This is a genomic window from Xanthomonas hortorum, assembly GCF_024339125.1.
In the GTDB taxonomy this organism is placed as follows: Bacteria; Pseudomonadota; Gammaproteobacteria; order Xanthomonadales; family Xanthomonadaceae; genus Xanthomonas; species Xanthomonas hortorum.
The window spans coordinates 1,033,179-1,059,233 of sequence record NZ_CP101417.1 but is presented as its reverse complement, the minus strand read 5'-3'; the positions used below and the strand labels follow the sequence as shown (position 1 = coordinate 1,059,233).

The 26,055-nt window shown below is 64.0% G+C and carries 22 protein-coding genes; 9 read left to right on the top strand and 13 right to left on the bottom strand.

Annotated elements, in window-relative coordinates; translation table 11 throughout:
- Positions 1-121: 121 nt before the first annotated feature.
- On the bottom strand, positions 122-1,177 hold the full coding sequence (locus NMB96_RS04430) for an MBL fold metallo-hydrolase (protein ID WP_255086369.1): 1,056 nt from the start codon (positions 1,175-1,177) through the stop codon (positions 122-124).
- Positions 1,178-1,422: 245 nt separating this feature from the next.
- On the opposite strand from NMB96_RS04430, the gene NMB96_RS04425 reads away from it, so the two are divergent.
- A complete protein-coding gene (locus NMB96_RS04425; RefSeq protein WP_255086368.1) occupies positions 1,423-2,055 on the top strand; it encodes a TetR/AcrR family transcriptional regulator in 633 nt (210 codons plus the stop codon).
- Between the two features lie 19 nt (positions 2,056-2,074).
- Here the strand turns inward: NMB96_RS04425 and NMB96_RS04420 are convergent, their stop codons facing one another.
- The 4 genes from NMB96_RS04420 to NMB96_RS04405 form a co-directional block, all read right to left on the bottom strand.
- A complete protein-coding gene (locus NMB96_RS04420; protein ID WP_023902164.1) occupies positions 2,075-2,425 on the bottom strand; it encodes a VOC family protein in 351 nt (116 codons plus the stop codon).
- Positions 2,426-2,494: 69 nt separating this feature from the next.
- Positions 2,495-3,223, bottom strand: coding sequence for a helix-turn-helix domain-containing protein (locus NMB96_RS04415; protein ID WP_023902165.1), 729 nt, complete (start codon positions 3,221-3,223; stop codon positions 2,495-2,497).
- A 154-nt stretch (positions 3,224-3,377) separates the two neighbouring features.
- Positions 3,378-4,640 (bottom strand): cation:proton antiporter, encoded by a 1,263-nt coding sequence (locus NMB96_RS04410; RefSeq protein WP_255086365.1) that lies wholly within the window; start codon positions 4,638-4,640, stop codon positions 3,378-3,380.
- 388 nt (positions 4,641-5,028) lie between these two features.
- Positions 5,029-5,985 (bottom strand): LysR family transcriptional regulator, encoded by a 957-nt coding sequence (locus NMB96_RS04405; protein WP_255086364.1) that lies wholly within the window; start codon positions 5,983-5,985, stop codon positions 5,029-5,031.
- Between the two features lie 117 nt (positions 5,986-6,102).
- Between NMB96_RS04405 and aceB the strand changes: the two genes are divergently transcribed.
- The 4 genes from aceB to NMB96_RS04385 all read left to right on the top strand — a co-directional run bounded on the left by aceB (position 6,103) and on the right by NMB96_RS04385 (position 13,194).
- Positions 6,103-7,719 (top strand): malate synthase A, encoded by a 1,617-nt coding sequence (gene aceB, locus NMB96_RS04400; protein ID WP_255086363.1) that lies wholly within the window; start codon positions 6,103-6,105, stop codon positions 7,717-7,719.
- A 192-nt stretch (positions 7,720-7,911) separates the two neighbouring features.
- Positions 7,912-9,207 (top strand): isocitrate lyase, encoded by a 1,296-nt coding sequence (gene aceA, locus NMB96_RS04395; RefSeq protein ID WP_183086609.1) that lies wholly within the window; start codon positions 7,912-7,914, stop codon positions 9,205-9,207.
- Positions 9,208-9,462: 255 nt separating this feature from the next.
- Positions 9,463-10,539, top strand: a complete 1,077-nt coding sequence (locus NMB96_RS04390; protein WP_229010168.1) for a GGDEF domain-containing protein — start codon at positions 9,463-9,465, stop codon at positions 10,537-10,539.
- 3 nt (positions 10,540-10,542) lie between these two features.
- Positions 10,543-13,194, top strand: a complete 2,652-nt coding sequence (locus NMB96_RS04385) for a putative peptide modification system cyclase (RefSeq protein WP_255086360.1) — start codon at positions 10,543-10,545, stop codon at positions 13,192-13,194.
- Here the strand turns inward: NMB96_RS04385 and NMB96_RS04380 are convergent.
- Positions 13,134-13,472 carry an NHLP-related RiPP peptide gene (locus tag NMB96_RS04380; protein ID WP_043888835.1) on the bottom strand — a complete coding sequence of 113 codons (339 nt, stop codon included), beginning with the start codon at positions 13,470-13,472 and terminating at the stop codon, positions 13,134-13,136. The genes NMB96_RS04385 and NMB96_RS04380 overlap by 61 nt on opposite strands.
- A 93-nt stretch (positions 13,473-13,565) precedes the next feature.
- On the opposite strand from NMB96_RS04380, the gene NMB96_RS04375 reads away from it, so the two are divergent.
- Positions 13,566-14,774 (top strand): putative peptide maturation dehydrogenase, encoded by a 1,209-nt coding sequence (locus NMB96_RS04375; protein ID WP_255086358.1) that lies wholly within the window; start codon positions 13,566-13,568, stop codon positions 14,772-14,774.
- A 173-nt stretch (positions 14,775-14,947) separates the two neighbouring features.
- On the opposite strand, the gene NMB96_RS04370 is transcribed toward NMB96_RS04375, so the two are convergent.
- From NMB96_RS04370 to NMB96_RS04355, 4 genes are all read right to left on the bottom strand, one after another.
- Positions 14,948-17,032: a S9 family peptidase gene (locus tag NMB96_RS04370; RefSeq protein ID WP_023902176.1), complete on the bottom strand. Its 2,085-nt coding sequence runs from the start codon at positions 17,030-17,032 to the stop codon at positions 14,948-14,950.
- Between the two features lie 103 nt (positions 17,033-17,135).
- Positions 17,136-19,163: an acetyl/propionyl/methylcrotonyl-CoA carboxylase subunit alpha gene (locus NMB96_RS04365; RefSeq protein WP_255086357.1), complete on the bottom strand. Its 2,028-nt coding sequence runs from the start codon at positions 19,161-19,163 to the stop codon at positions 17,136-17,138.
- A gap of 66 nt (positions 19,164-19,229) precedes the next feature.
- A complete protein-coding gene (locus NMB96_RS04360) occupies positions 19,230-20,840 on the bottom strand; it encodes a carboxyl transferase domain-containing protein (protein WP_255086356.1) in 1,611 nt (536 codons plus the stop codon).
- Between the two features lie 10 nt (positions 20,841-20,850).
- The gene (locus NMB96_RS04355) at positions 20,851-22,014 is read right to left on the bottom strand and encodes an isovaleryl-CoA dehydrogenase (protein ID WP_006450091.1); all 1,164 of its coding nucleotides are present in this window, start codon (positions 22,012-22,014) and stop codon (positions 20,851-20,853) included.
- Between the two features lie 128 nt (positions 22,015-22,142).
- Between NMB96_RS04355 and NMB96_RS04350 the strand changes: the two genes are divergently transcribed.
- From NMB96_RS04350 to NMB96_RS04340, 3 genes are all read left to right on the top strand, one after another.
- Complete coding sequence (locus NMB96_RS04350) at positions 22,143-22,763, top strand: TetR/AcrR family transcriptional regulator (protein ID WP_255086354.1); 621 nt, start codon at positions 22,143-22,145, stop codon at positions 22,761-22,763.
- An 85-nt stretch (positions 22,764-22,848) separates the two neighbouring features.
- Complete coding sequence (locus NMB96_RS04345; protein ID WP_006450089.1) at positions 22,849-23,223, top strand: hypothetical protein; 375 nt, start codon at positions 22,849-22,851, stop codon at positions 23,221-23,223.
- On the top strand, positions 23,220-23,747 hold the full coding sequence (locus tag NMB96_RS04340; RefSeq protein ID WP_255086353.1) for an RES family NAD+ phosphorylase: 528 nt from the start codon (positions 23,220-23,222) through the stop codon (positions 23,745-23,747). The genes NMB96_RS04345 and NMB96_RS04340 overlap by 4 nt, the downstream gene beginning before the upstream one ends.
- 39 nt (positions 23,748-23,786) lie before the next feature.
- On the opposite strand, the gene NMB96_RS04335 is transcribed toward NMB96_RS04340, so the two are convergent.
- From NMB96_RS04335 to NMB96_RS04325, 3 genes are read right to left on the bottom strand one after another with little or no spacing between them, the layout of a single operon-like run.
- Positions 23,787-24,122, bottom strand: a complete 336-nt coding sequence (locus NMB96_RS04335; RefSeq protein ID WP_255086352.1) for a DUF3325 domain-containing protein — start codon at positions 24,120-24,122, stop codon at positions 23,787-23,789.
- Positions 24,119-25,735 (bottom strand): PepSY-associated TM helix domain-containing protein, encoded by a 1,617-nt coding sequence (locus NMB96_RS04330; protein ID WP_255086351.1) that lies wholly within the window; start codon positions 25,733-25,735, stop codon positions 24,119-24,121. Before NMB96_RS04330 ends, NMB96_RS04335 begins: the two co-directional genes overlap by 4 nt.
- Positions 25,732-26,043 carry a DUF3649 domain-containing protein gene (locus tag NMB96_RS04325; protein ID WP_128417191.1) on the bottom strand — a complete coding sequence of 104 codons (312 nt, stop codon included), beginning with the start codon at positions 26,041-26,043 and terminating at the stop codon, positions 25,732-25,734. Before NMB96_RS04325 ends, NMB96_RS04330 begins: the two co-directional genes overlap by 4 nt.
- Positions 26,044-26,055 lie beyond the last annotated feature (12 nt).

Here is a 26,055-nt window from a genome sequence, read left to right as displayed (position 1 = left end):
GGTGCGCTGCTTCCCATGGCAGGGTTGGTGAAGGCGTCACGCGGCGACGGGTGACGCCCGCATCCGCGTGCGAGGTGCGCCATCAAAGCGTGATGGCACGCATCGGCATGCCTCAGGCCAGTTACCGTGTCGCCACCAACCCATCCGACGCCTGTGATGCCGCATCCTGCCGCCACCAACGCACGCGATTGGCTGGCGCCTGCAGATCCACCCGCTCGCCCATGCACGGCGTGACCAGCGCAACGCCAGCGCTATCGGCCAACGCCACGATCCGGTCCAGCGGCTCCTGCCACGCGTGCATGGCCAGATCGAAGGTGCCGTTGTGGATCGGCAGCAGCGTCTGCCCGCCCACGTCCAGATACGCCTGCAGGCTCTGCTCCGGTTGCATGTGCACATGCGGCCACTGCTGGTCGTAGGCGCCGTTTTCGATCAGCGCCACGTCGAACGGGCCGAGCTGCTCGCCGATGGTCTTGAAGTGCGGGCCATAGCCGCCGTCGCCGCTGAAGAACACGCGCAGGTCGCGGTCCTGGATCGCCCAGGAACACCACAGCGACCGCCCGCTATCGAACAACCCGCGCCCGGAAAAATGCTGCGATGGAGTAGCGGTGAGTTGCACGCCACCGACGGTGATGGAGTCCCACCAATCCAGCTGACGCACCTTGGCCGGGTCCACGCCCCAGCGCACCAGCAGATCGCCCACACCGAGCGGTGCGACAAACACGCCCACGCGGTCGGCCAGCGCGCTGATGCTGGCGCGGTCGAGATGGTCGTAATGGTTGTGCGACAGGATCACCCCGGCCAGCGGCGGCACATCGGCCAGCGCGATCGGTGGCGCGTGGAAACGCTTGGGCCCGGCGAACGGCACCGGCGAGGCGCGCTTGGAGAACACCGGGTCGGTCAGCCACCACCCGCCGGCCAGCTTCATCAGCACGGTGGAATGGCCCAGGCGATACAAACTGCGATCGGGTGCGGCAAGCAACTGCGCGCGCGTCAACGGCTGCACCGGCAGCGGTGCAGACGGCACCGTGGTGCTGGGCTTGGCGAAGAAGACCCTCCACAGCAGGCCGATCTGCTCGCGCAGGCTCAGCGTGACAGTCGGCAGCGGCAGCACATTGCGAAACCGGCCACCGCGGAACTGCGGCGAGTCGGCATAGGGGGAAGGGCGAGGAGAAGCCATAGGAGAGTCCGACCGAGACGTGGGAATAGCGATAAGGAATGCGAGCGACCCAAACACGACTGCGCGACCGCCAGATGGGCTGTGCTCGGCGCTGAGGATCTGCAGAGACCGTTCGTACGCTGCGGTTCCTACGCGCCGGCTGCGCCCGCGTGACACTCGCGTGTCACGCTGCTGGCTGCCAAGGTTACACTACACAGTGTAGTTTTATTTCGGTGAAAGTAAACTGCCGGGTGTAAAATCGGCAAATGTCGACTGCCTTTTCCCCTCCAGCTGCGCCGCAGCGGCTGACCGACCGCAAGCGCCACGCCATCGTGGAGGCGGCCATTGCCGAGTTTCGTCAGCACGGTTTCGAGGCCACCAGCATGGATCGCGTGGCGGCCACCGCCGGCGTTTCCAAACGCACCGTCTACAACCACTTCCCCAGCAAGGACGCGTTGTTTGGCGAGATCCTGCGCGGGCTGTGGCAGCGCAGCGCCGATGCGGTGAACCTGGCTTACCGGCCCGACCAGCCACTGCGCGCGCAGTTGATAACGTTGCTGCAGCAAAAGCTGCGCCTGCTCGACGACCCGGCGTTTATCGATCTGTCCCGCGTGGCCCTCGCCGAGGGCATCCACTCGCCGGCGCGTGCCCGCGAACTGATATCGCAGCTGGGCAGCAAGGAAGAAGGCACCACCACCTGGCTGCGCGCCGCACTGGCCGACGGCCGCCTGGCCGGCGTGGAGGCGGACTTCGCCTCACAGCAGTTGCAGGCACTGGTCAAAGGCTTCGCGTTCTGGCCGCAGCTCACCATGGGTCAGCCACCGCTGTCGCCGGAACAACAGACCCAGGTTGCCGAATCGGCAGTGGCGATGTTTTTGGGGTTGTACGGGCGCGAGTGAGTGCGCTCGTGATGCGCCTTTAGTCCTTCGACCACACCGCCAATGCATAGCCGTGCGGATCGGCAAAATGAAAGCGTCGCCCGCCCGGAAACGCGAATAGCGGTTTGGTGATCTTTCCGCCAGCCGCTTCGATGCGGGCCTGGCTATGGGCAAGGTCATCGGAGGCAAGCACCACCAACGCGCCGCCGGGCTGCGCAGGGCCGTGGAAGAAGCCGCCGGTCAGGCGCCCGTCGCGGAATTCGCAATAGTCCGGGCCGTAATCCTGAAACGTCCAGTCAAATGCTTGCGCGTAAAAGGTCTTGGCGATGGCGATCGAGTCGACGGCAAATTCGAGGTAATCAATGCGGTGCTGTGGTGCGTTGTCGGTCATGGCGTGCTCCTGGAATGGAGGCACAGCATGCAATCGGTGCATGCACGTGGCTTGGCGAAAACGGCCAGCTCAGCGCGCGTGCTGCCGTACCAACACGCGCGGGCTCAGGCCGCTGAGCTGGCGTGCATCGCGCACTAGATGTGGCGCATCGCCATAGCCTGCGTCCAGCGCAGCGTCGGTCAACGTGCGGTGCTGGCGGGCGATACGCAGAAAACGCTGCAACCGAAGAATCCGTTCCAAGGTCTTGCTGCCGTAGCCGAATGCGTCCTGGCAGCGGCGGCGCAATGAGCGCTCGCTGATGCCCAGCGATTGGGTCAGCTCGGCAAGCCGCATCGGCCTGCCGACAGCCAACTGATCGAACAGCCATGCCATCTGTTGATCTTGCGATGTGGTGTGCTGTTGGCAGAGCGTGTGCAAGGTATGCAGTGGATCGGCGCCATCTTCCAGGCGATGTTGCCAGGTGCGGCCCTGCACGCCCCATAGCGATTCCAAGGCAACGCGTTGGTCAGCGATGGCGTGCAACGGGAGCTTCAACAGGCCGGCCGCTGTACCCGCAGCCAGACGCACTCCGCTCAGCACACTTCCCGACGCGGGCGATGCCATAGCGGCTGTGCGATCCGGCCCGGCAACGAAAACCGTGGTGCCATCCCAGATCAGATCGACGCTGCCATCGGGCAATATCAGTACGGGTTCCATCGAAATCGTGCTCTGGCGAAATCGCCAGCTGCACTGCAGTTGCGCACGCAACGCAGGAGGCGCTGCGCTTTCGGCATAACAGGACTCAGAGGGGTCGGACATCACTGCGCCATGTAAAGAAGTGGATGCGGTGCTGCTCAGCTACTGCAGCGTTGAGAATGCACATTGCCAATCGCATGCATTCGACACGCAATGCCAATACGGAAGTACGCAACGCGGCGACCGGCGCCACACGCAGTCTGCCAGCGCTGCAGCGTCAATGCGTTGAGTTACCCGCACCCAACCCATTGGCATCGGCCGCGCGCCGGCCACGTTGCAACCAGGCCACCATCGGCGAGGTCATCACCGTGGTCACCAGGGTCATGCCGAATAGCAGCGTAAAGAGGTCCGGCCCGATCATGCCGCTGTCCAGGCCGATCTTGATTACCACCAGCTCCATCAGGCCGCGCGCGTTCATCAGCGAGCCCACGGTCAGGCTGTCGCGCCAATCCTGGCCGCTCAGGCGCGCGCCCAAGGTGCAGCCGACCAGCTTGCCGGTCACCGCCACGCCGACCACCAGCGCAAAGCCGGCGATGCCGGCGCCCACGAAGACGCCCGGGCTGGTGGCCTGGCCGGCGACCGCAAACAGCACCGGCATCAGCAAGGTGATCGCCAATGGCTCTATGCGCCCAGCCAGGTGTTCCAGCAAGCGGTCTTCGCGCGGCACGCAAATGCCGAACAGGAACGCGCCGAAGATCGCATGCAGGCCGATCCATTCAGCCACTGCGGCGCAGGCCAGCAAACCGATCAACACCCACACCAACGCCGTTGGCGCATAGCGCCCATCGCTCACACGCGGCCGCAGCAGGCGCGCGTAAGCGGGCTTCAACAGGCCGAAAACCACTGCAATCAACCCCAGCGCACCGGCGGCGGTGAAGCCGACACCGCCATGCGTGTTGCCGCCGGTCAGCGTGAGCACGATCGCCAGGAAGATCCACACCGTAGCATCGTCGATCACCGCCGCGCCCAGCGCCAACCGGCCCGCAGGCGTGCGGGTCAGATTGCGGTCCTTGAGGATGCGCGCCAACACCGGAAACGCGGTGACCGACATCGCTGCGGCGATGAACAACGCGAACGGCCAGAAGCCGATGCCCTGCGGTGCAAAGTGCGCAAACAACCACGGTGCCGCGGCCAGGCCGAGCAACAACGGCAGCACGATGCCCGACAAGCCCACCAGGATCGATGCACGCACCTGCGCTTTGGTGCCTTCCGGCGCGCGCAGCTCCACGCCCACGATGAACATGAAAAGCACCACGCCGATGTTGGCCAAGCCGGACAACGGCGGCAAACTGTTGGAGGCGAACAACACGCTGTGCAGTTCCGGCAACCACGCGCCGAATGCGATCGGCCCCAGCAACAGCCCAGCCGCCATTTCGCCGATCACCGGCGGCTGCCCGACGCGTTGCAACAGCGCGCCGCACGCACGCGCCGCGCCCAGGATCACCGCCAACTGCACCAGCAACAACGTGGTCGGATTCATTGCGTCAGCCTTTGCATCGGTTGAGTCGGCTCGCCCCGCAGTGCGGGTGTGCTGTGCGTAAGCTCAGTCGTTCCCCCGGACCGAGCAGCTGTTGATGACATGTGGTGGTACCCACAGCATCGGCCCAGTCTATGACGATAACCGCAGTGCAATGGCGTCGAGCCGACAGGAATTCTGCGTGATGCGGAGTGGTTCTTGCTGCCTACGTTAGCCGCTCGCCTACGCCGCCTTGTGGCGCTTGCAGGCCTTGATCACGCTGCGCTTTGAAGCGGCGACGTGCCTGCCGTGCAAGACATCGCCCACGTAGGGCGCATGCCGAACTCATGCGCAGTGCTTGTCGCAACGTCCGACGAGTCGAACTTATACGCATGCAGCAGGCAGAAGACGCTCACCGCTCCGAATCGCCACTTTCGTCATACCCGCGCGGCGTGAAAAGATCCGGCTGGATCAGCTCGATAAACGCGCGCGCCTGCGGCGAGAGATATTTGCCTTTGCGCACCACCACGCCATAGCTGCGGGTAGGGAAATAGTCCTTAAGCGAGCGTGTGGCGAGTTTGTCGCGGTCGGCGTCGGTGACGCAGATCGCGGTGACGATGGAAATGCCCATGCCCATCGCCACGTATTGCTTGATCACCTCCCAACCACCCACTTCCAAGGCCACGGTGTAGGGCACGCGTGCCTGTTGGAAGATCAGATCGACCAATCGATAGGTCACCTGCCGGCGCGGCGGCAGGATCAGCGGATACGGCGACAGATCCTGCAACGTGACGGTGGGCTTGCCGGCCAGCGGGTGATCGGGCGGGGTGATCAACAACTGTTCGAAACGATACACCGGCGCGTAGTTGAGGTCGGCCGGCACGTCCAGCATCGAGCCGACGGCCAGGTCCACCGCATCCTCGCGCAGCAGGTCGGTGCCGTCGGCGCTGATGGCGTTGTGCAGGGTCAGCCGCACGTCCGGATGGCGCGCGCGAAAGTTCGCCACGATGCGCGGCAGCAGGTACAGGATGGTGGAGCTGTTGGCGGCGATATTGAGCTCGCCGGCATCCAGCCCGCGCACCTTTTCGCGAAAGCTCGCCTCCAGGCCGTCCAGGCTTTCCACCAGCGGCAGTGCCATGTTGTAGAGCAGCTGGCCCTCGCGGCTGGGTGTCATCCGGCGCCCGGAGCGCTCGAACAAGGCCACGCCCAGGTCGCGTTCCAGCGCCTGCAATTGCAGCGTCACCGCCGGCTGGCTGACGTAGAGCGCCTCAGCCGCCCGTGAGACCGAGCCTAATCTAATCGTCTGGCAGAACGCACGCAGCGGCTTGAGCCGGTCGGATTTGTAGGAAAATCGAGGGGTTGGCGCCATTTGAGTGCGTACGACAATCAAGTATAAGATCAGCTTATTTAAAGCATTGATAAAACTGCTTTGTCAAATAGTTGCTGGCGGCGCACGGTGCAAGTCCGGATGCAAAGGACTTACGCCATGTCTGCCACCGCTTTCGCTTCACGCTCCACCGAACGCGCCACTCCCGGTCTGTCGCTGACCACGCAGGTGGCTGGCCAGGCAGAACTCCTGCCAGCCGCCGCGTTGGCGTTGCTGGTGTCGCTGCACCGCGCGATCGAACCCGGCCGCCAGCAGCGCCTCGCCCAGCGGCGGGTGCGCCAGGCCGAGTTCGATGCCGGCCAGTTGCCGGACTTCCGCCCCGACACCCGCGCGATCCGCGCCGGCGACTGGCGCGTGGCCGCACTGCCAGCGGCGCTGCAGGACCGCCGCGTCGAGATCACCGGCCCCACCGATCCGAAGATGGTCATCAACGCGCTGAACTCCGGCGCCAAGGTGTTCATGGCCGACTTCGAGGATTCCACCGCGCCGACCTGGCGCAACCTGCTGTCCGGGCAACGCACGCTGGCCGCTGCGGTGCGCGGCGACCTCAGCTTCGATGCGCCCAACGGCAAGCATTACGCATTGCGGCCGGAAGCCGAACGTGCGGTGTTGATCGTGCGCCCGCGCGGCTGGCATCTGGACGAGAAGCACGTGCTCATCGATGGCCAGCCGCTGGCTGGCGGCCTGTTCGATGCCGCCCTGTTCGCCTACCACAACGGCCGCGCGCTGCTGGCCAAAGACCGCGGCCCGTATCTGTATCTGCCCAAGCTGCAAAGCATGGAAGAAGCTGCACTGTGGGAAACCGCGCTGGCGCATATCGAAGCGATGCTCGGCCTGCCGCATGGGCAGATCAAGGTGACCGTGCTGATCGAAACGCTGCCGGCGGTGTTCGAGATGGACGAGATTCTGCACGCGCTGCGCGATCGCATCGTCGGGCTCAATTGCGGGCGCTGGGATTACATCTTTTCGTATCTGAAAACCTTCCGTGCGCATCGCGACCGCGTACTGCCCGAGCGTGGTCAGGTCACCATGACCCAGCCGTTTTTGAAGGCGTATTCGGAACTGTTGATCAAGACCTGCCATCGCCGCGGCGCGCATGCGATGGGCGGCATGGCCGCGCAGATTCCGATCAATCACGACGAAGCCGCCAACGAGCAGGCGATGGCCCGCGTGCGCGCCGACAAGCTGCGCGAAGTCACCGCAGGCCACGATGGCACCTGGGTGGCGCACCCGGCCTTGATTCCGGTGGCGATGAAATTGTTCGACGAGCACATGCCCACCGCGCATCAGCATCACGTCTTGCGCAACGATGTGCAGGTGACGCGCGACATGTTGATCGCCCCCTCGCCGGGCAACGTCACTCGCGCAGGGTTCGAAGGCAATGTGGAAGTGTGCGTGCGTTACCTGGCCGCCTGGCTGGACGGCAATGGCTGCGTGCCGATCCACAACCTGATGGAAGACGCCGCCACTGCAGAAATCAGCCGCGCGCAGCTATGGCAGTGGCTGCATCACGGCCAGCATCTGGACGACGGCACTGCCATCGATCAGCAGTTATTGCAGACCGCGTTGCGGGCGCTGCCGGCACGCCTGGGCGCGACCAACGCACTGCCTGGCGCTGCGCGCATCGACGACGCCATTGCCTTACTGGAAACACTCAGCCGCGCCGATGAACTGGCCGACTTCCTCACCGTGCCGGCCTACCGATTGATCGATTGATCTATCCACTGCAGCGACAGGCCACAGCACGCGTGCTGTCGCTGCAACCCATCAACGCAACGCACTACGTCAACACCGCACACCGCCCGATTGCGCCCATGCGCAACGACGGCCATGCCATGCCCCGCGCACAGCACACCTCGCCATTCCTTCCTCGTTGCATCCGCCGTATCCCTGTCAGGAGAACGCACCATGAGCAACACACTGCAGACCGCCGAACAGATCCAGCAGGACTGGGCCATCAACCCGCGCTGGACCGGCATCACCCGCAACTACACCGCAGCCGATGTGGTGCGCCTGCGCGGCACCGTGCATGTCGAGCATTCGCTGGCACGATTGGGCGCGGATAAGTTGTGGAATTCATTGCACGTCACGCCGTTCGTCAATGCGCTGGGCGCGTTGACCGGCAATCAGGCGATGCAGCAGGTCAAGGCCGGTTTGAAGGCGATTTACCTGTCAGGTTGGCAGGTCGCCGCCGATGCCAACCTGGCCGGGCAGATGTACCCGGACCAATCGCTGTATCCGGCCGATTCGGTACCGGCGGTGGTCAAGCGCATCAACAACACGCTGCTGCGTGCGGATCAATTGCACCACGCCGAAGGCAACGATGACATCGACTTCCTGCAGCCCATCGTGGCCGATGCCGAAGCCGGCTTCGGCGGCGTGCTCAACGCCTTCGAGCTGATGAAGGCGATGATCGAAGCCGGCGCCGCCGGCGTACATTTCGAGGATCAACTGGCGTCGGTGAAAAAGTGCGGCCACATGGGCGGCAAGGTGCTGGTGCCTACGCGTGAGGCGATCGAAAAGTTGAATGCCGCGCGTCTGGCGGCCGATGTGCTGGGCGTGCCCACCCTATTGATCGCACGCACCGATGCCGAAGCGGCCGATCTGATCACCAGCGATGTGGATGCCAACGATCAGCCGTTCACCACCGGGCAGCGCACGGTCGAAGGCTTCTTCAAGACCCGCAACGGGCTGGATCAGGCGATCAGCCGTGGGCTGGCCTATGCACCGTATGCGGATCTGATCTGGTGCGAGACCGGCAAGCCGGATCTGGAATTCGCGCGCGCCTTCGCCCAAGCCATCCATGCCAAGTTCCCCGGCAAATTACTGGCCTACAACTGCTCGCCGAGCTTCAACTGGAAGAAGCAACTGGACGACGCCACCATCGCCAGATTCCAGACCGAGCTGGCGAGCTACGGCTATAAATTCCAGTTCATCACCCTGGCCGGCTTCCACGCCTTGAACTACGGCATGTTCAACCTGGCCCATGGTTACGCACGCCGCCAGATGAGCGCCTTCGTCGAGCTGCAGCAGGCCGAGTTCGCAGCGGCGGACATGGGCTTTACCGCAGTCAAGCATCAGCGCGAGGTGGGCACCGGGTACTTCGACGCGGTGACGCAGGCGATTCAGCAGGGGCAGTCGTCCACCACCGCGCTGCGTGGGTCGACCGAGGAAGAGCAGTTTCATAGTGAGAGAGCGGCTTAGAGCGGCTAACAAAACGTGGCGAGCGCTTGCCTGGCGGCCGCGCAGTAGTTTTTGTTAGCCGCTCTTAGCATGCAGCAAGCTGCCAGGTGCAGCTCGGGAGGAAGAGGGCTCGGGAAACCGGGCCCCTTTTTTTCACCTCACACCCGTCATTCCGTCTCTTCATCTGTGAGAAATAGTGTGACCTGGTGCTGAACAAAGGGGTCCTGTAGGATTTGTCCATGGGCTAACGTTGTAGGCCAGCCTAAGGGAATCTGGATGACTTGCCACAACACCGCAGGCGCGGTCGAACCGACTGGAGGCGTTGCCAAAACGTTGTCCGACGGGCTGCATGCGCTGATGACTGCCGAAGAGCTGGCGTTTTTCGCCCGCTTCGGCCGTGCGCGCGAGTTGGCGGCGGGCCAGGCGCTGTTCGAGCGTGGTGCCGTGGGCACGCAGATGTTCATCGTTGTCAGCGGCCAGATCGATCTGGATTTTGGCGAGGACCTGATGCTCAAGCATCTGGGCCCGGGCGAATTCTTCGGCGAACTTGGCTTGCTGATCGGCGACCACGCACGCAGTGCCGGCGCCAGTGCCTCCACCGACAGCCGTTTGATCGAACTGGCCCACGACGATTTTCAGCGCCTGGTCGATCACGACCCGTCGATGGTGGCGCATTTTCTGCGCCGCTCCATCGTGCGTGTGGTCAACAACGAGCAGTTGCTGATCCGTCAGCTGCGCCGTCGCAACCACGATCTGGAAGCGGCGCTGGACAATCTCTATGTCACCTCGCACAAACTCAACCACACCGAAGAGTTGAGTCGCACCGACGAGCTCACCGGCCTGCACAACCGCCGCGGTCTGGCGCTGCATCTGCAGGAATGTCGGCGTTCCGGCGCGGTGCCCGGTGTAGGCCTGATCCTGATCGATTGCGACCGTTTCAAGCGCATCAATGACGAATTCGGTCATCTGGCCGGTGACCGTGTGCTGCAGAACGTTGCCCATGCACTGCGCTCGGTGATCGCCGATGGCGATCTGGCCTGCCGGCTGGGCGGCGACGAATTCTGCGTGCTGGTCGCGCAAGGCACGCGGGAACTGATGCACCACATCGGCGAATGCATCGTGCGCGCAGTAGAAGCACGCCTGGGAAACAACCAGAGCGAGCAAGGCTGCTCGGTCAGTCTTGGCCTGTGCATGATCGATGCGGATGCGGCATGGAACGACTGGTACACGCTGGCCGATAGCGCGTTGTACCAGGCCAAGCGCCAGGGCGGTAACGTGTTGTGCATGCACGAAGCACCTGCGCCGGGCAGTACGCTGGTATCGGGTAACACGCTCGCCTCTGGCAATCACTGAGCAATGAGCACGCGCACCCACGCACGCAAGGATGCGTCGTCGGAAGCGATCCAGGCGCCGCGTCTGCGCACCTTGCTGTTGACCGATCTATGCGATTCCACCGCACTGGTCGAACGTATCGGTGACAACGCCGCCGCCGCATTGTTCCGCGAGCATGACCGTCTGGTGGTCAAACTGCAGCAGCAATGGCGCGGCCGTCTGATCGACCGCTCGGACGGGCTGTTGCTGCTGTTCGATCGCCCCATCGATGGCCTGGGCTTCGCACTGGATTACGCACGTGGACTCAAGGCGATGGGCGATGCCCGCGCGCTGACGCTATGCGCGCGCCAGGGTCTGCACGTGGGCGAAGTGCTGACTTGGCGCAACAGCGACGAAGCGGTGAGCATCGGCGCCAAACCGCTGGAAGTGGAAGGCCTGGCCAAGCCCACCGCCGCCCGCCTGATGTCGATGGCACGGCCCGGGCAGATCCTGATCTCGGCGGTGGCCGAGTCGCTGACGCATCGTGCTGCGCGCGAACTGGGCACGCATGCTGAGCGACTGTTGTGGAAATCCCACGGTCGCTGGCGCTTCAAGGGCGTGCCTACGCCAATGGAGATTTACGAGGTCGGCGAGATCGATGTCACGCCGCTGCGCGCGCCCAGGCATTCGCCCAAGGCATGGCGGGATATTCCGTTATGGCGCCGGCCGGCAGCGCTGTTGGCAGAAACGTTGTTGGTCGTCACTGTCTGTGTGTCGGTGTGGTTTTTCACTCGCGCCGAGCCCGCGATCGCTTTCGCCGAACGCGGCTGGGTGGTGGTGGGCGACTTGCGCAATCTGACGGGCAATACGCTGCTCGACAGTTCGCTGGAGCAGGCGCTACGTATCAGCCTGGAGCAGTCGCGCTACGTCAATGTCCTGAGCGATATGAAAGTGCGCGACACAATGACCCGGATGAAACGCGATCCGGACAGCGTTGTCGTCGATCGTGCCATCGCCTCGGAAGTGGCCATGCGCGATGGCGCCAGTGCAGTCATTCTGCCGACTGTGGCCGAGATTGGGGGCAAGCTCCGCTTCAGTGTGGAGTTGGTGGATCCACGCACGCAGACCACGGTGTACTCGGAGTTTGTGCAAGGCGATGGCTTACCGTCCGCGCTGTCGTCCGTAGATCAGGTCACCCGTAAGTTGAGGCAGGGACTTGGCGAAGTTGTCGCTTCGATCGACAAGCATTCGGTGCCATTGCCCGCCGTCACAACCTCAAGCCTGGATGCATTGCGTGCCTATGCCCTCGGTGTCGACGCCACGGTGAAAGGCCAGTGGAGCCAAGGCATGGAACTCTTCGAGCGCGCGGTTGGCATCGACCCGGAATTTGCCTTGGCCTATCTGGGCGCAGCACGCATCAAGGTCGCCATCTCCAACCGCGATGGCGCGCTGCCGTATCTGGATCAAGCGATCCGTTTCCGCCAGCGTTTGCCGGAGCGTGACCAGCTCTATCTGGATGCCTGGGCGGCCGAGTTGCGTGCGCCCGAGAAAGCGTTGCCGCTGTGGCGAACCCTCGCATCGCTGTATCCGGACAACTTCGCTGGAACCGCCAATGCCTCCTGGCATCTATTCGTTGCCAATCGTTTTGCCGAGGCGCTTCCCTATGCGCAGGCAGCCGATGTTCCGCAGGATCCGCTACGTGCGATCGCCACGGATCGGGTTGGACGCATTTTGCTGGCTCAGGGAAAAGCCGAGGCCGCATTAAAGTATTTTGTCCCTGATGACGTTGATCGCGCCGGTCCGCTACGGCGGCGGGCCAGCGCGTTGGCGTCACTGAATCGCTACGCCGAAGCACAGCAAGCGCTCGATACGATCGTGAGGAGCGGCTATGTCAACGACGATGTGGTGCCGTTGATCGACCGCACCAGTATTGCGATCGATCAGGCCGACTGGATGGCTGCGCGCGCTTCCATTGCGCAAGCTCTGACGCGTAGCAAGCAGGCCGACGATTTCCTTTATCGGCAGTTCCTGGTCATTGCGTTGACGACGGACGCCCTAACCGATCCGGCCACCCCAACCAAGCTGAAGCCGACGTTCGATCGGTTGACATCAGCAGTAACCGACGACAGGTTGGCGATGGCGAACCAGCAGGACAATGCAGCGATGGTCTTGATCGTGGCCAGCCACGCACAACGTAGCGGCGACGATAGTCTGACTGCGCGCGCGCTTGAGGCGATCAAGCCGGCACTGGTACATGAAACGCCGGTACTTGCCGACCTTCGCGCGATTGTCGAAGCCCAACATCTTGCGCTGACGGGCGACCGCGCGGCGGCTATTGCGCACCTGCCAGTCGGTGACGACACGCTCTTCCAGACCCGCGTTGCGCTGTATGCGCTGCTGAGTGACAGCGGACGACATGCCGAAGCGCTGCAACAAGCACGTTGGCTATCCCTGCGCCGAGGTCGCGCTTACATCGAGGCGAACGCGTCACAAACGCTGCAGCCGCTCAATGTGGCCGATGCGCGGCTGGCACAGCTCTGGATGGCCGAGTCGTTGCATGCACTCGGCCGCACCCACGAGGCACGCGAACAGGCGCAGGCATTTGTACGTGCGTGGCCTGTGTCGCGTCTGCCCGCTTATCTGCGCACCAGGGTAGAACGGATGCTCTCCGATTCGAAGGCAAAGATCACGGTGTGATTGGCGTTCTGGGTCAGGTAGCTATGCAACTCGGTGCGGGCCAGCGCGATCTCTTCCTTCGAGGCGAGCTGATTGGTGGTCATGCAGAAGTATGGCTCTCCCATGCTGGGCACGCGGTCGTCGGCGTTCGCACCGGCCGCGCCAATCCGGGCAAGCGCTTGAGCCGGATTAGATTGAAAGCATTCGCGGAAGTCGTCGTCGCTGGACAGCAGCTCCAGCAGCTTGTCGGCAATGGATGCATCCAGCGGAGGATGTGCGTTATCGGCTGAGTCGGTCATGGTCTTGCCTGCGGAATGAGGGTGTGTGGTGCGTGGTGTGACAGGAGAGCTGACACAATATCGACCATGCTCATGCGTCCTTGAGATGTTCCTATGCAGATCCGTCGCTGTGCCACGCTGTTCTTCGAACTTCGCAACGATGCGGTGTTCGATCTTGCTCACTTGCTTGCCGGCGGCGATGGGCTGCGTCGTCGCGCACGATGGCTGGCACTGGCGCCGCATCTCGATGCAGAAGTGGAGGTCGGCACAGCCGAGCGCGAGTGGTTGGGTGAGTTGAGCCCAACGCGCTGGCGGTCAATCGATCAGATGCAGCCACCACCGGCCTGGCTCGATGGATTGATCGAGCAGGGGCTTGTGATCAGCGATCAACCGGAGCATGCAGCGCATCGCCACAATGACGAGCGGGTGCAGCAGCAGCGCTGGTGGCCATTGGCTGCGTTGTGGCACCGCTTCGCGCGTTGGAAAGGCGAGGACAGCGTGGCGACGATGGAGGCGCAAGGTCTGACGACTGCAGAAGGCATGGTGGAGCGCCTGGGTGCGCCGCCGGCAGAGGTTGTTAGCCGTGGCGAGGAAGGCGCCGAAGCCCGAATAGCGTTGCCGCGCGCAACGCCGGGTACGTTCGATCAACTGCTGGCGCGGCGCGTGACCTGCCGCAATTTCGATACGCAGCGCCCGCTATCAAGCGAATTATTGGCCCAGATGCTCGAACGCAGCGTCATGGCGAGCGCGCGGATCGAGGTGGGGCACGATACCGCATTCTTGAAGAAGCCAGTGCCATCGGGAGGCAGCCTGCATCCCACCGAAACCTATCTGCTGGTACAGCGGGTCGAGGGCATGGCAAGTGGCCTGTATCACTACCGCCCGCTCGACCATGCATTGCACCCCTTGCCATCGCCTGCACAGCCGCTCGCGGAATTCGCACGCAAGGCAGTGTCGGGGCAGCACTGGTTTGCCGATGCGCCGGTGCTGTTGATTCTGGCGCCGCGGTTTTTACGCAGCTTCTGGAAATATCGGAACCATGCCAAGGCTTACCGCGCAATGATTCTGGACGTGGGCCATATTGCACAGACCCTCTATCTGAGCGCGACCGATTTGGGGCTAGGGGCGTTTGTCACCTCGGCAATCAACGAGGTGGATATCGAACACGCGCTAGGCCTGGATGGCCTGCAGGATGGCCCGTTGGCCATCTGCGGCTTCGGTTGGCGTGCCGAGGAAATGAAAAATACCGAGCTGGATCGTGGCGGCGCAGTGTGGTCGATCGGTCTTGATCGAGAGGCTTCCAGAGAGATCGGGCAACAGTAGCGAGCAAGCATCGGGCCTCGACACATCTATCGTGCGTTGAGGCGATTTTATGCGTGCTGCGTGCTGCGTGCTGCGTGCTTCGAACGCCGGAGGTGCACGCGTCAGCGCTCGCCTTTGCAGGCGAGCGCAATAGCAGGTGCCATCACTGGGAAGCGATCGACCCCTTTGGCCGATTACCGCCGAATCGCCTGCGTATGCGTCTTCAACGCATCGCTCAAGCCTTGCACCTTGTCGGCGCCTTCCGGGACGGTGATGCTGGAGCCGGTCAGATCTTCGCCGATGGGTTGCACGCGGCCGCCCAGGCATTGGCCCAGGAAACCCTCGGTCACCGCGTTGAAGGCCTTGCTGTTTTCCGGGCGCCGGAAGCCGTGGCCTTCGTCCGGGAACAGCACGTAGGTGACCGGAATGTTCTTGGCCTTCATCGCGTTGACGATCTGGTCGCTCTCGGCCTGCTTGACGCGCGGGTCGTTGGCGCCCTGGCCGATCAGCAGCGGCTTGCTGATCTTGTCGACATGCGTGAGCGGTGAGCGATCGGTCAGCCATTGCCTGCCGGCGGCGGTGGCCGGGTCGCCCATGCGCTTGGTCGCCTGCTTGTAGAAGCTGGCCCAGTACGGCGGGATGGTGGCGAGCAAGGTGTTGAGGTTGGCCGGGCCGACGATGTCCACGCCGCACTTGAACGCGTCCGGGGTGAAAGTCATGCCGGCCAGCGTGGCATAGCCGCCGTAGCTGCCGCCCATGATGGCGACCTCGTTGGGGGTGGTCACGCCCTGTTTGACTGCCCACTGCACCGCGTCGAGCAGGTCGTCGTGCATCTTGCCGCCCCACTCGCCGTTGCCGGCGTTGGTGAACGCCTTGCCGAAGCCGGTGGAGCCGCGGAAATTGACCGCCAGCACCGCATAGCCGCGATTGGCCAACCATTGCTCGTAAGGCCCGTAGCCGTAGCTATCGCGCGCCCACGGGCCGCCATGCACGAACAGCACCAGCGGCACCGGTTTATCCGCCTTGCCGTCGTGGTTGGCGTCGGCCTCGGCGGGCAGGGTGAGATAGCTGACCAGCTTGAGGCCGTCGCGCGAGGTCAGTTCCTGTGGCCACATCGGCACCAGCGGCTTGCCATCCAGCGCAGGCCGGGCGGAGAACAGCTTGGTCAGCTTGCCGCCATCGGCGCGATCGTAGCGGTAGTAGGTAAGCGGTGTTTCTGCTGCCGAATACGCCACGATCCAGGTGCGGTCATCGAGCGTGCGTGATGCGATGCTGGCATCGCCTGCGCCAAGTGATTTGAGTTTCTGCAGATCGGCGGCGATGCCGGTATCCAAGGCCTTCCACTCTTCGCGCAGGTAGTCGGTGGACACCGCCTGCACCACGCCGGTTCTGGGGTCGTTCAAGGTGGCGCCGACATCGGCGCGCGGGTTTTCGAACAGCAGCGTGCGTGCATTGCTGGCGGTGTCGATCGCATACAGCGCCGAGGTGTCGCGGTTGCGCGAATCCTGCATGTACAGCGTCTTGCCGTCGTCGGTAAGCCCCTCGGGCGCGGTGTTGGTGACATCTTCGAACGGGATACGGTCCACGCTCTTCCATGCCTTGCCGTCGGGCACCAGCAGTTCTCTGCCGGCATCGTCGGTGGCGCGGGTGGCGTAGCGCAGTCGGTAGTCGCCGTCGAGCAGATAGCTTTCCAGACTGTCGGTGTTCTTCTGCACCAGCGTGCGCTTGCCCGAGGCCAGGTCGACCCGGTACAGATCGTGCCACTTGGCGTCGCGGTCGTTCATGCCCACCATGATCGATTCGGGATGCTGCGCGCTGACGCGGTACATCTCGGCCGTGGTCTTCTTGAACGGTGTGAGGTCCTTGCTGCTGCCATCGGTCAGATTGACCGAGAACAGATGGAAGTCTTCATCGCCGCCGTCATCGCGCAGATACAGCAGCGTATTGGGTTGATACGTCCAGAAATAATTGCGGATGCCGCGGGCGGTGTCCTTGGTGATCGCACGCGCCTGATCCGGCGCATCCACCGGCGCGACCCAGACATTGAGCACGCCCTCCAGCGGTGCCACCCAGCTGAGGTACTTGCCGTCCGGGCTGATGGTCACGTTGGCGCGCTCGGGATTGCCGAACAGCGCATCGCGGGTGATCAGTTCCGGGGGTGCTGCCGGCGCTGTCGCGGTTGCTGCGGGCGGTGCGGCCTGATCGCTCGTGGACGCAGTTTTGTCGCTGCAGGCAGCCAGCGCCAGCACGATGCTGGAAACAAGAAGCAGGCGTTGCATGAAAGCCTCCGGTGAGAGTGACGGCCACGCCGGCCGCTTTCCACAACGCTAGGCGCAATGCCCGCGCGCACGAGCGTGCCGTTGGTCACCCTTTGGTGCGGCGCTACGCAGACGCGGACACGAATTCCACTAGCGCAACACCATCGGCGACCAGATCGCCTTCTGCGACCAGATACGCCTGCACGGTGCCATCGCCGGGCGCGTGCAGGGTGTGCTCCATCTTCATCGCTTCGAGCACCATCAGGGCTTGCCCACGTGTGACTGGCTGGCCGACCGCGGCGACCAGCGACACGATGCGGCCCGGCATCGGTGCGGTCAGGCCGCCGGTTTCATGCGCGGGTTGATCTGCCTCGACCAATGCGTCGTGGTGGCGGAAGACCGCACGGTCTTCAGCGCCGATCAGGGTCAGCGTGCTGCCGTCGCGCAGCACCTGTGCGCGCCATTGCCGTCCATCCATCTCCACGCGTAGCGCGGTGTCCTGCGTTTGGTAGCGCAGGGCGTGCGTGTTGCCCAGGGAAGTAACCTGCCAACCATCGGCCAGCCGACGCACGCCTAGCTGGCGCCGCTCGCCTGCGGCCTCCAGCGTGATGGCCTGGGCCGCATGCGCGCCGATACGCCATCCATCGGTGTTTCCCCACGGCGAGAACGGGTCGGCGGGATCGGGCGTGGCGTTCGGCACCGCCTCGGCCATCAACACGGCAGCCAGGCACCACCACGCACTGTCTGGCGCATGCGCTTGCGGAAACAGGGCCGCATGCTCGCGTTCGATCAATGCGGTGTCCAGATCGGCCGAGGTAAACGCCTTGGTACCGATCAGGCGCGACAGAAATGCACTATTGGTGGTGACACCGACCGCGTGGCACTGCGCAAGCGCTTGACGCATGCGTGCAAGCGCGGCAGGGCGATCGACATCCCACACGATCAGCTTGGCGATCATCGGGTCGTAATACGGGCTGATGGTGTCGCCTTGCTCCACGCCCGCGTCGATGCGCACATGCGCACTGGGCGCAGGCAGCTGCAGCTGCCGCAGCGTGCCGGTCGAGGGCAGAAAGCCGCGCTCGGCATCCTCTGCATACAGGCGCGCTTCCAGCGCATGTCCGTGGATGCGCAATTCGTGCTGACGCTGCGGCAACGGCTCGCCGGCAGCCACACGCAGCTGCCACTCGACCAGATCGGTACCGGTGATCAACTCGGTCACCGGGTGCTCGACCTGCAGCCGGGTGTTCATTTCCATGAAATAGAAATCGCCATCCGGGCCTGCAATGAACTCCACCGTACCTGCACCGACGTAGCCCACTGCGCGTGCGGCGTCCACGGCGGCCTTGCCCATCGCTGCGCGGCGGTGTTCGCTCATGCCGGGGGCGGGCGCTTCTTCCAGCACCTTTTGATGGCGGCGCTGCACCGAGCAGTCGCGTTCGAACAGATACACCACCTCGCCCTGCGTATCGCCGAACACCTGGATCTCGATATGCCGTGGTCGTTCAACATACTTTTCCACCAGCACCTGCGCATTGCCGAACGCCGATTGCGCCTCGCGCTGGCAGCTGGCCAAGGCCTCTTCGAAGGCAGCGCTGGCATCCACGCGGCGCATGCCCTTGCCACCGCCGCCGGCACTAGCCTTGATCAAGACGGGATAGCCGATCGCATCGGCCTGCGCGCGCAGGAAGGCCGGCGCCTGTTCGTCGCCGTGGTAGCCCGGCGTCAACGGCACGCCGGCGCGTTGCATCAGCGCCTTGGCCGCACTCTTGTCGCCCATCGCGCGAATCGCTGCTGCGGGTGGGCCGATAAACACGATGCCGGCCTGCGCGCAGGCATCGGCAAACGCCGCATTTTCCGAAAGAAAGCCATAACCCGGATGGATCGCCTGCGCGCCGCTTGCGCGTGCGGCATCAAGAATGACCTCGCCGCGCAAATAACTCTGCTGCGCCGGTGCCGGACCGATATGGATCGCTTCATCGGCCAGGCGTACATGCCGCGCATCGCGATCGGCATCCGAATACACCGCCACCGTCGCGATGCCGAGCTTGCGACAGGTGTCGATGACCCGGCACGCGATCTCGCCGCGATTGGCGATCAGGATCTTGTCGAAGTAGGGCTGTGTTGCTGCGGCGTTGGATTCGCGCTGGTTCATGACGAAGTTCTCTGCACGTCGCCATGGCGGCGGGGACTGCGATGAAAAAACGATTTGTTTACCGCCTCACATCCGGAACACGCCGAAGCGTGTCGTTTCGATCGGTGCATTCAACGCAGCCGACAAGCCCAGCCCAAGCACACGACGGGTATCGGCCGGGTCGATGATGCCGTCGTCCCACAACCGCGCACTGGCGTAATACGGATGTCCCTGCTGCTCGAACTGTGCCCGGATCGGCGCCTTGAACGTCTCTTCTTCTTCACCCGACCAGGCCCCACCCTTGGCCTCGATCCCGTCGCGGCGGACCGTGGCCAGCACGCTGGCGGCCTGCTCGCCGCCCATCACGCCAATACGTGCATTCGGCCACATCCACAGGAAGTTTGGCGAGTACGCCCGGCCGCACATGCCGTAATTGCCGGCACCGAACGAGCCGCCGATCACCACGGTGAACTTGGGCACCTTGGCGCAGGCCACCGCCATCACCAGCTTTGCGCCGTCTTTGGCAATGCCGCCGTGCTCGTATTTGCGCCCGACCATAAAGCCGGTGATGTTCTGCAAAAACACCAGCGGAATGCCGCGCTGCGTGCACAACTCGATGAAGTGCGCGCCCTTGAGCGCCGACTCGGAAAACAGGATGCCGTTGTTGGCGATGATGCCGACCGGGTAACCATGCAGATGCGCAAAGCCGGTGACCAGGGTGCTGCCGTAACGTGGCTTGAATTCGTCCAGCTGCGAGTCGTCGACGATACGGGCGATCACCTCGCGCACATCGAAGGGCTTGCGCGTATCGGCGGGAATCACGCCGTACAGTTCGTCGGCGGCGTAGCGCGGCGGCGGCGGCGCACGCAGTGCCAATGTTGCTGCCGGCTTGCGCCAATTGAGTTGCGCGATGATGGCGCGCACGCGCGCCAGGGCCTGCAGATCGTTGTCGGCAAAGTGATCGGCCACACCGGAGATGCGCGTATGCACGTCCGCACCGCCAAGTTCTTCGGCACTGACCTCTTCGCCGGTGGCCGCCTTGACCAGCGGTGGGCCGCCGAGAAAGATCGTGCCTTGCTCGCGCACGATCACCGTCTCATCGCTCATCGCCGGCACGTAGGCACCGCCGGCAGTGCAGGAGCCCATCACGCAGGCGATCTGCGGGATGCCGTTGGCCGACAGATTGGCCTGGTTGTAGAAGATGCGCCCGAAGTGATCGCGGTCGGGAAACACTTCGTCCTGCAGCGGCAAAAATGCACCGCCGGAGTCGACCAGATAGATGCACGGCAAGCGGTTCTGCTGCGCGATTTCCTGCGCACGCAGATGCTTCTTCACCGTCATCGGGTAGTAGGTGCCGCCCTTGACGGTGGCATCGTTGGCCACGATCACGCATTCCACCCCGGACACACGCCCGATGCCGGCCACCACGCCAGCGCAGGGCACTTGATCGTCGTACATGCCGTGCGCGGCCAGCGGCGCGATTTCCAGCAAGGCGCTGCCCGGATCCAGCAAAGCATCGATGCGCTCGCGCACCAGCAATTTGCCGCGGGCGGTGTGCTTGGCGCGCGCGGCTTCGCTGCCGCCTAGCGCAGTCTGCGCCAGCGTGCTGCGCAGATCCTCGATCACTGCGCGCAGTGCGGCAGCGTTGTGTTGGAAGCTCTCGCTACTGATCTGCAGCTGGCTGGTGATCACGCTCATGATGGCTCCGTCAGGCGGTGCGTTCGAACAACTCGCGGCCGATCAACATGCGTCGGATCTCCGAAGTGCCTGCACCGATTTCATACAGCTTGGCATCGCGCCACAGGCGCCCGGTGGGATAGTCGTTGATGTAGCCGTTGCCGCCCAATACCTGGATCGCCTGGCCGGTGAGCCAGGTCGCTTTTTCAGCCGCGTAGAGAATCGCGCCGGCCGCGTCCTGGCGCGTGGTCTGCCCGGCATCGCAGGCGCGCGCCACTGCATACACGTACGCGCGGCAGGCGTTGAGCCCGACGTACATATCGGCCAGCTTGGCCTGCATCAACTGGAAGGTACCGATCGGCTCGCCGAACTGCTTGCGCTCGTGCACGTAGGGCAGCACCACGTCCATCGCAGCGGCCATCAATCCCAACGGGCCACCGGCCAACACCACACGTTCGAAATCCAATCCGGACATCAGCACGCGCACGCCGCCGTTGAGGGTGCCCAGCACGTTCTCGGCCGGCACTTCGCAATCTGTGAACACCAATTCGCAGGTGTTGGAGCCGCGCATGCCGAGCTTGTCGAGTTTTTGCGCGGTCGAAAAGCCAGGCATGCCCTTTTCGACGATGAAGGCGGTGATGCCGCGTGCACCGGCGGCCGGATCGGTCTTGGCGTACACCACCAGCACATCGGCGTCCGGGCCGTTGGTGATCCACATCTTGTTGCCGTTGAGCACGAAGCGGTCGCCGCGCGCGTCGGCACGCAGCTTCATCGACACCACGTCCGAGCCGGAGCCGGCCTCGCTCATCGCCAGCGCGCCGACGTGCTCGCCGGTGCACAGCTTGGGCAGGTAGCGCTGCTTCTGCTCGGGCGTGGCGTTCTTGCGCAGCTGGTTGAGGCACAGGTTGGAGTGCGCGCCGTAGGACAGCCCGATCGCGCCGCCGGCCCGCGAAATTTCTTCCATCGCCACTACATGCGCCAGATAGCCCATGCCGCTGCCGCCGTAGTCTTCTTCCACGGTCAACCCGAGCAGGCCCTGCTCGCCGAACAGACGCCACAGCTGCGCGGGGAAAACATTGTCCTGATCGGCAGCGGCCGCGAGCGGGGCAATATGGTGGCTGGCAAAGGCCGCCACGCTTTCGCGCAGCAGATCGATTTCTTCGCCAAGCGCGAAGTTCAAGGACGGCACGTGCATGGAGCGACTCCGCAAGGATCGGGGTGTGCCGGGTGGGAGCGGGCAGGCCGCACGGCGTTTGTGCGCAGCCTAGCGGTCCGCAGTGAAAAAGTGAACTAAAATTCAACTATTGAACCCAGAATCACACCATGGCTTATCGACGCTCCGCCCTGATGGAAGAACGCCTGGCCGGCAACCGCGAACGCATCCTGCACGCAGCCCGCGCCCTGATCGCCGAAGGCGGCTACCGCAATGCGCCGGTGACCGCCGTCGCCGCCGCAGCCAGCGTCTCGACCGGGCAGATTTACCGACATTTCCCTTCGAAAGCCGAGCTTTTCGTGGAAGTTCTCAACGAAGCCGTGCAGCGCGAGATGACCATCCTGCGTACCATCGCCACCACCCAGGCCAGTGCCGCCGAGCGCCTGCGTAACGCCATTGCCACCTTTGTGCGGCGTGCGCTGGCCGGCCCTGCGTTGGCCTACGCGTTCATCGCCGAGCCGGTGGAAAGCGAAGTGGATGCCGAGCGCATCCGCGGCCGGCGCCTGTTTGGCGAGGTGTTCCGCCAGTTGCTCGCCGAAGGCGTGGCCGCAGGCGAGTTCCCGCAGCAATCGCTGGACGCAGCGGCGGCCTGCATCGTCGGCGCCTTTACCGAGGCCTTGGTGGGCCCGGTTGCCCCCAGCCGCGGCGACCCGCAACAGGGCGAGCAACTGGTCGAAGCGATCTGCGGCTTCTGCTTGCGCGCGGTGGGTGCGCGGCAGCCGGCCAGCTGACAGTGCACTGACCACACACCAGCTGTGCTTCATTGATGCACCTGACTGTGCGTATACTGTGCAAATCCCTTGCTGGAGTCGCGCGATGGTCGCCGTCCTCAATCCCCTGGCCCTGACCGAACGCCTGCGCGTGCCGGATCGCACCATCCTGTCGCCCTCTGCGATGGCCGGTTTGCTGGATCTGTCGCAACAGGAGCTGGCCGAACTGGCCGGCGTGCATCGCAACAGCCTGCGCGTGCACCCGGAAAGCCCGCGCGTGCAGGACCTGCTGCGCAACCTGTCGCGCTTGCTGGTGGCGATGGCGCAAGTCCAGCCGGACGAACGTCAGGTGGTGTTCCACCTCAAGAACACCCCGATCCCCGCATTCGAATTCGCCACCTTGCTGGAGGTGGTCAAACAGGGCCGCACCGACGATGCATTGACCTATCTGCGCACCGTTGAAGCCGGGGCTGCCGGTTGAAGCTGAGCGCCCCGGCGCACTGCACGCTGTATCGCGCCTTCACCCCGCGCTGGGCCGCCGAACCGCTGAGCGGCGCCGGTGCCGCGCGCTCGGGTGGGCGCTTCAATCGTTTCGGTCAACCCGCCTTGTATCTCTCGCAGCAACTGGAAACCGCTGCCGCCGAATACGCGCAGGCCGCGCCGTTTCTACCGCCGTTTACGTTGGTCAGTTACGCCGCCGATCTGCCCGCGCTGGCCGATCTGCGCTTGCTCGATGCAAGCTGGGATCCGCTCTGGGCCGATTGGATCGAGGACTGGCGCAAGGCCTTGGTCAACAAGATCGAACCGGTGAGCTGGGTGCTCGGCGACATGCTGCGCGAGGCAGGGATTCCGGGCGTGATCTTTCCCAGCATGGCGCTGCCGGAGGGCATCAATGTGGTGCTGTTCCTGGACATATTGCAGCCTGAGCAAGTGCTACATGTGCTCGACGACGGCCGCCTGCCGCGCGACGGGCGGAGTTGGGGCGATCCGTCGGTTGTGGTGTAACGGCTTGCGCGCGCGATGCATGACGCCACGCTCGAATTTTCAACCAACCAACAGCTGCACCACACCGGCCAGCACCGGCGCGGCCACTGCCGTCGGCAGAATCAATCCACGCCGATACGGCAGCAACCACAGCGACAGCAACGCCGCAGCACCGGTCAAGGTACCAATCCACAACACCGAACCGATGCCCCAGCCCTGCGCGTGCACCGCCAGGCCAAAGGTGAGCAGCAACAGCAGCCAACCCAGCGCCCGCAATTGCCGCGAGCGCGCAGCGCCCAGCATGCGGCCACGCACGTCCTGCTGATGCTTGTCCATCGCCAGGCATAACGCAGCGAATCCCGAAAAATTCAGTGCCAGCAAGAGCAATACATTCATGCGCTTTCCTGCATCGGCACGCTGTTCTGAGCAGGCGCAGGCGCAGTGGCGCGCGCGCGTCGCGCAGATGCCGATTGCGGGGCCTTCCAATGCTGCAAACGCCAACCTGCGATCCCCAGACACATGCCAAGGAACAGGCACACCAGATCGACACCGGCCAGCCCCCATTGCCCGGCCGGTAACGTCACGCCCAGATGCACATCGGTGGTGATCGCGTTGACCACCGGCACCAGCGCAAACAACGCCGCGCCCAGATACAACTGCCAACTCCACATCGCGCGCCGTGGCCAGACGAACGCGGCCAGCAATGCGGTGGCCCAGGCGGCGAAAAACAGATTGGCCTCCATCGCTGCGCGCGCTTCCAGCGTCACCGGTAGCAATCGGTTGGCCCAGAAGAAACTGGCAAAGGCGATCGGCAAGCCGGCGACCGTGCCGATGTTGAGCGCATCCACCAGACGCAGCCCGAAGCCGATGCGCCCGGCTTTGAGATGTTTGGGGCGTTCTTTCACCGCCCACATCACCACACCGCTGGCCACCATCAAACAACCGAGCAACCCAGAGCCAAAGAACAGTGCGCGCATCCATGGCCCGGCAAAGTGGGCGATATGCAGGCCCACCATCGTGCCGCGCGTCTGGCTGGCACCGCCTGGCGCGCCGCTACGCTGCAGGCTCTGGCCGTTGATCGCATCGAACAGAATGGACGGCGCATCGGTCGAGAGACTGCCGGCCACCTGAGTCACGCCGACCGCGGCATGCGCATCGTTGGGAAGCGACACCGCCACGTTGCCGATCTCGCCACCGCGCCAGTCGCTGCGCGCACGCGCCACGAACTGTTCCAGCGGCAGCATGCGCGCCGGTGTGCCCGATGCTTTGCGCGTATCGGCAACCCGGTTGGCGGATTCTTCGTAGAAACGCATTTCGTTGTCGGGGTACTGCGCCTTGATGCCCCACGGCAGGTACATGAACATCAAGGTCACGATGCCGGTGTAGGTGATCATCGCGTGGTACGGCAACGCGGTCACCGCGCTGACATTGTGGAAATCCAGCCACGAGCGCAGGCCCTTACCCGGGCGAAAGGTGAAGAAATCCTTGAAGATCTTCTTGTGCGTGATCACCCCGCTGATGATCGCCACCAGCATGAACATCGCGCAGAAACCCACGATATAGCGCGACCACAGCACCGGCAGATAATGCAGATCGAAATGCAGCCGATAGAAGAAGTCGCCGCCCAGCGTGTCGCGTGCGGCGATCTCCTTGCTGGTGGCCGGGTCGATGATGGCGTTGCCATACATCTCGCGGCGGCTGGCGGGTTTGCCATCGGCTGGCGCAGGATTTTGCCAGTACATGCTCACCACCGGATTGCGCGTGTCAGGCAAGGTGATGTTCCAGCTCTGCGCATCGGCCGCATGCGCTTGCAGATACTGTTCGGCGCTGCGCAGCGCGGTCGCGTTGCTCACCGTGGTGGTGGGCAGTTCCGGGCGCATCCAGCGGCTGATTTCGTCGCGGTAATAACTCGCCGTGCCGCCCATGAAGATCAGCAGCAACACCCAGCCGACCAGCAGGCCGGTCCAGGTGTGCAGCCACGCCATCGACTGGCGGAATCCCTGCTTCATGCCACGCTCCGTTGCAGCCATGCGGCCAGCGCGAACATCAGCGCCGCCGGCACCGCGATGCCGGCCCACGCCCGCCACACGCTGGCAGTGGCAAAGGCCCATAGCGGCGCGCACGCGCACACCACGATGCCGACCAGCATGCTGGTCAGCACCGCTTCGCTGGGCGGCATCGGCAACACCAGCGCCAGCAACAGATTGGTGGCGCTGGCCAATGCATAGCCGCCAAAGATCGCGGCCAGCGTGCGCGCAAGCACGCCCAGCCAGGGGCGCCTGAACCAGGGAAGCGACAGGGGCGGTGCGGTAGACATCAGCTGTGCTGC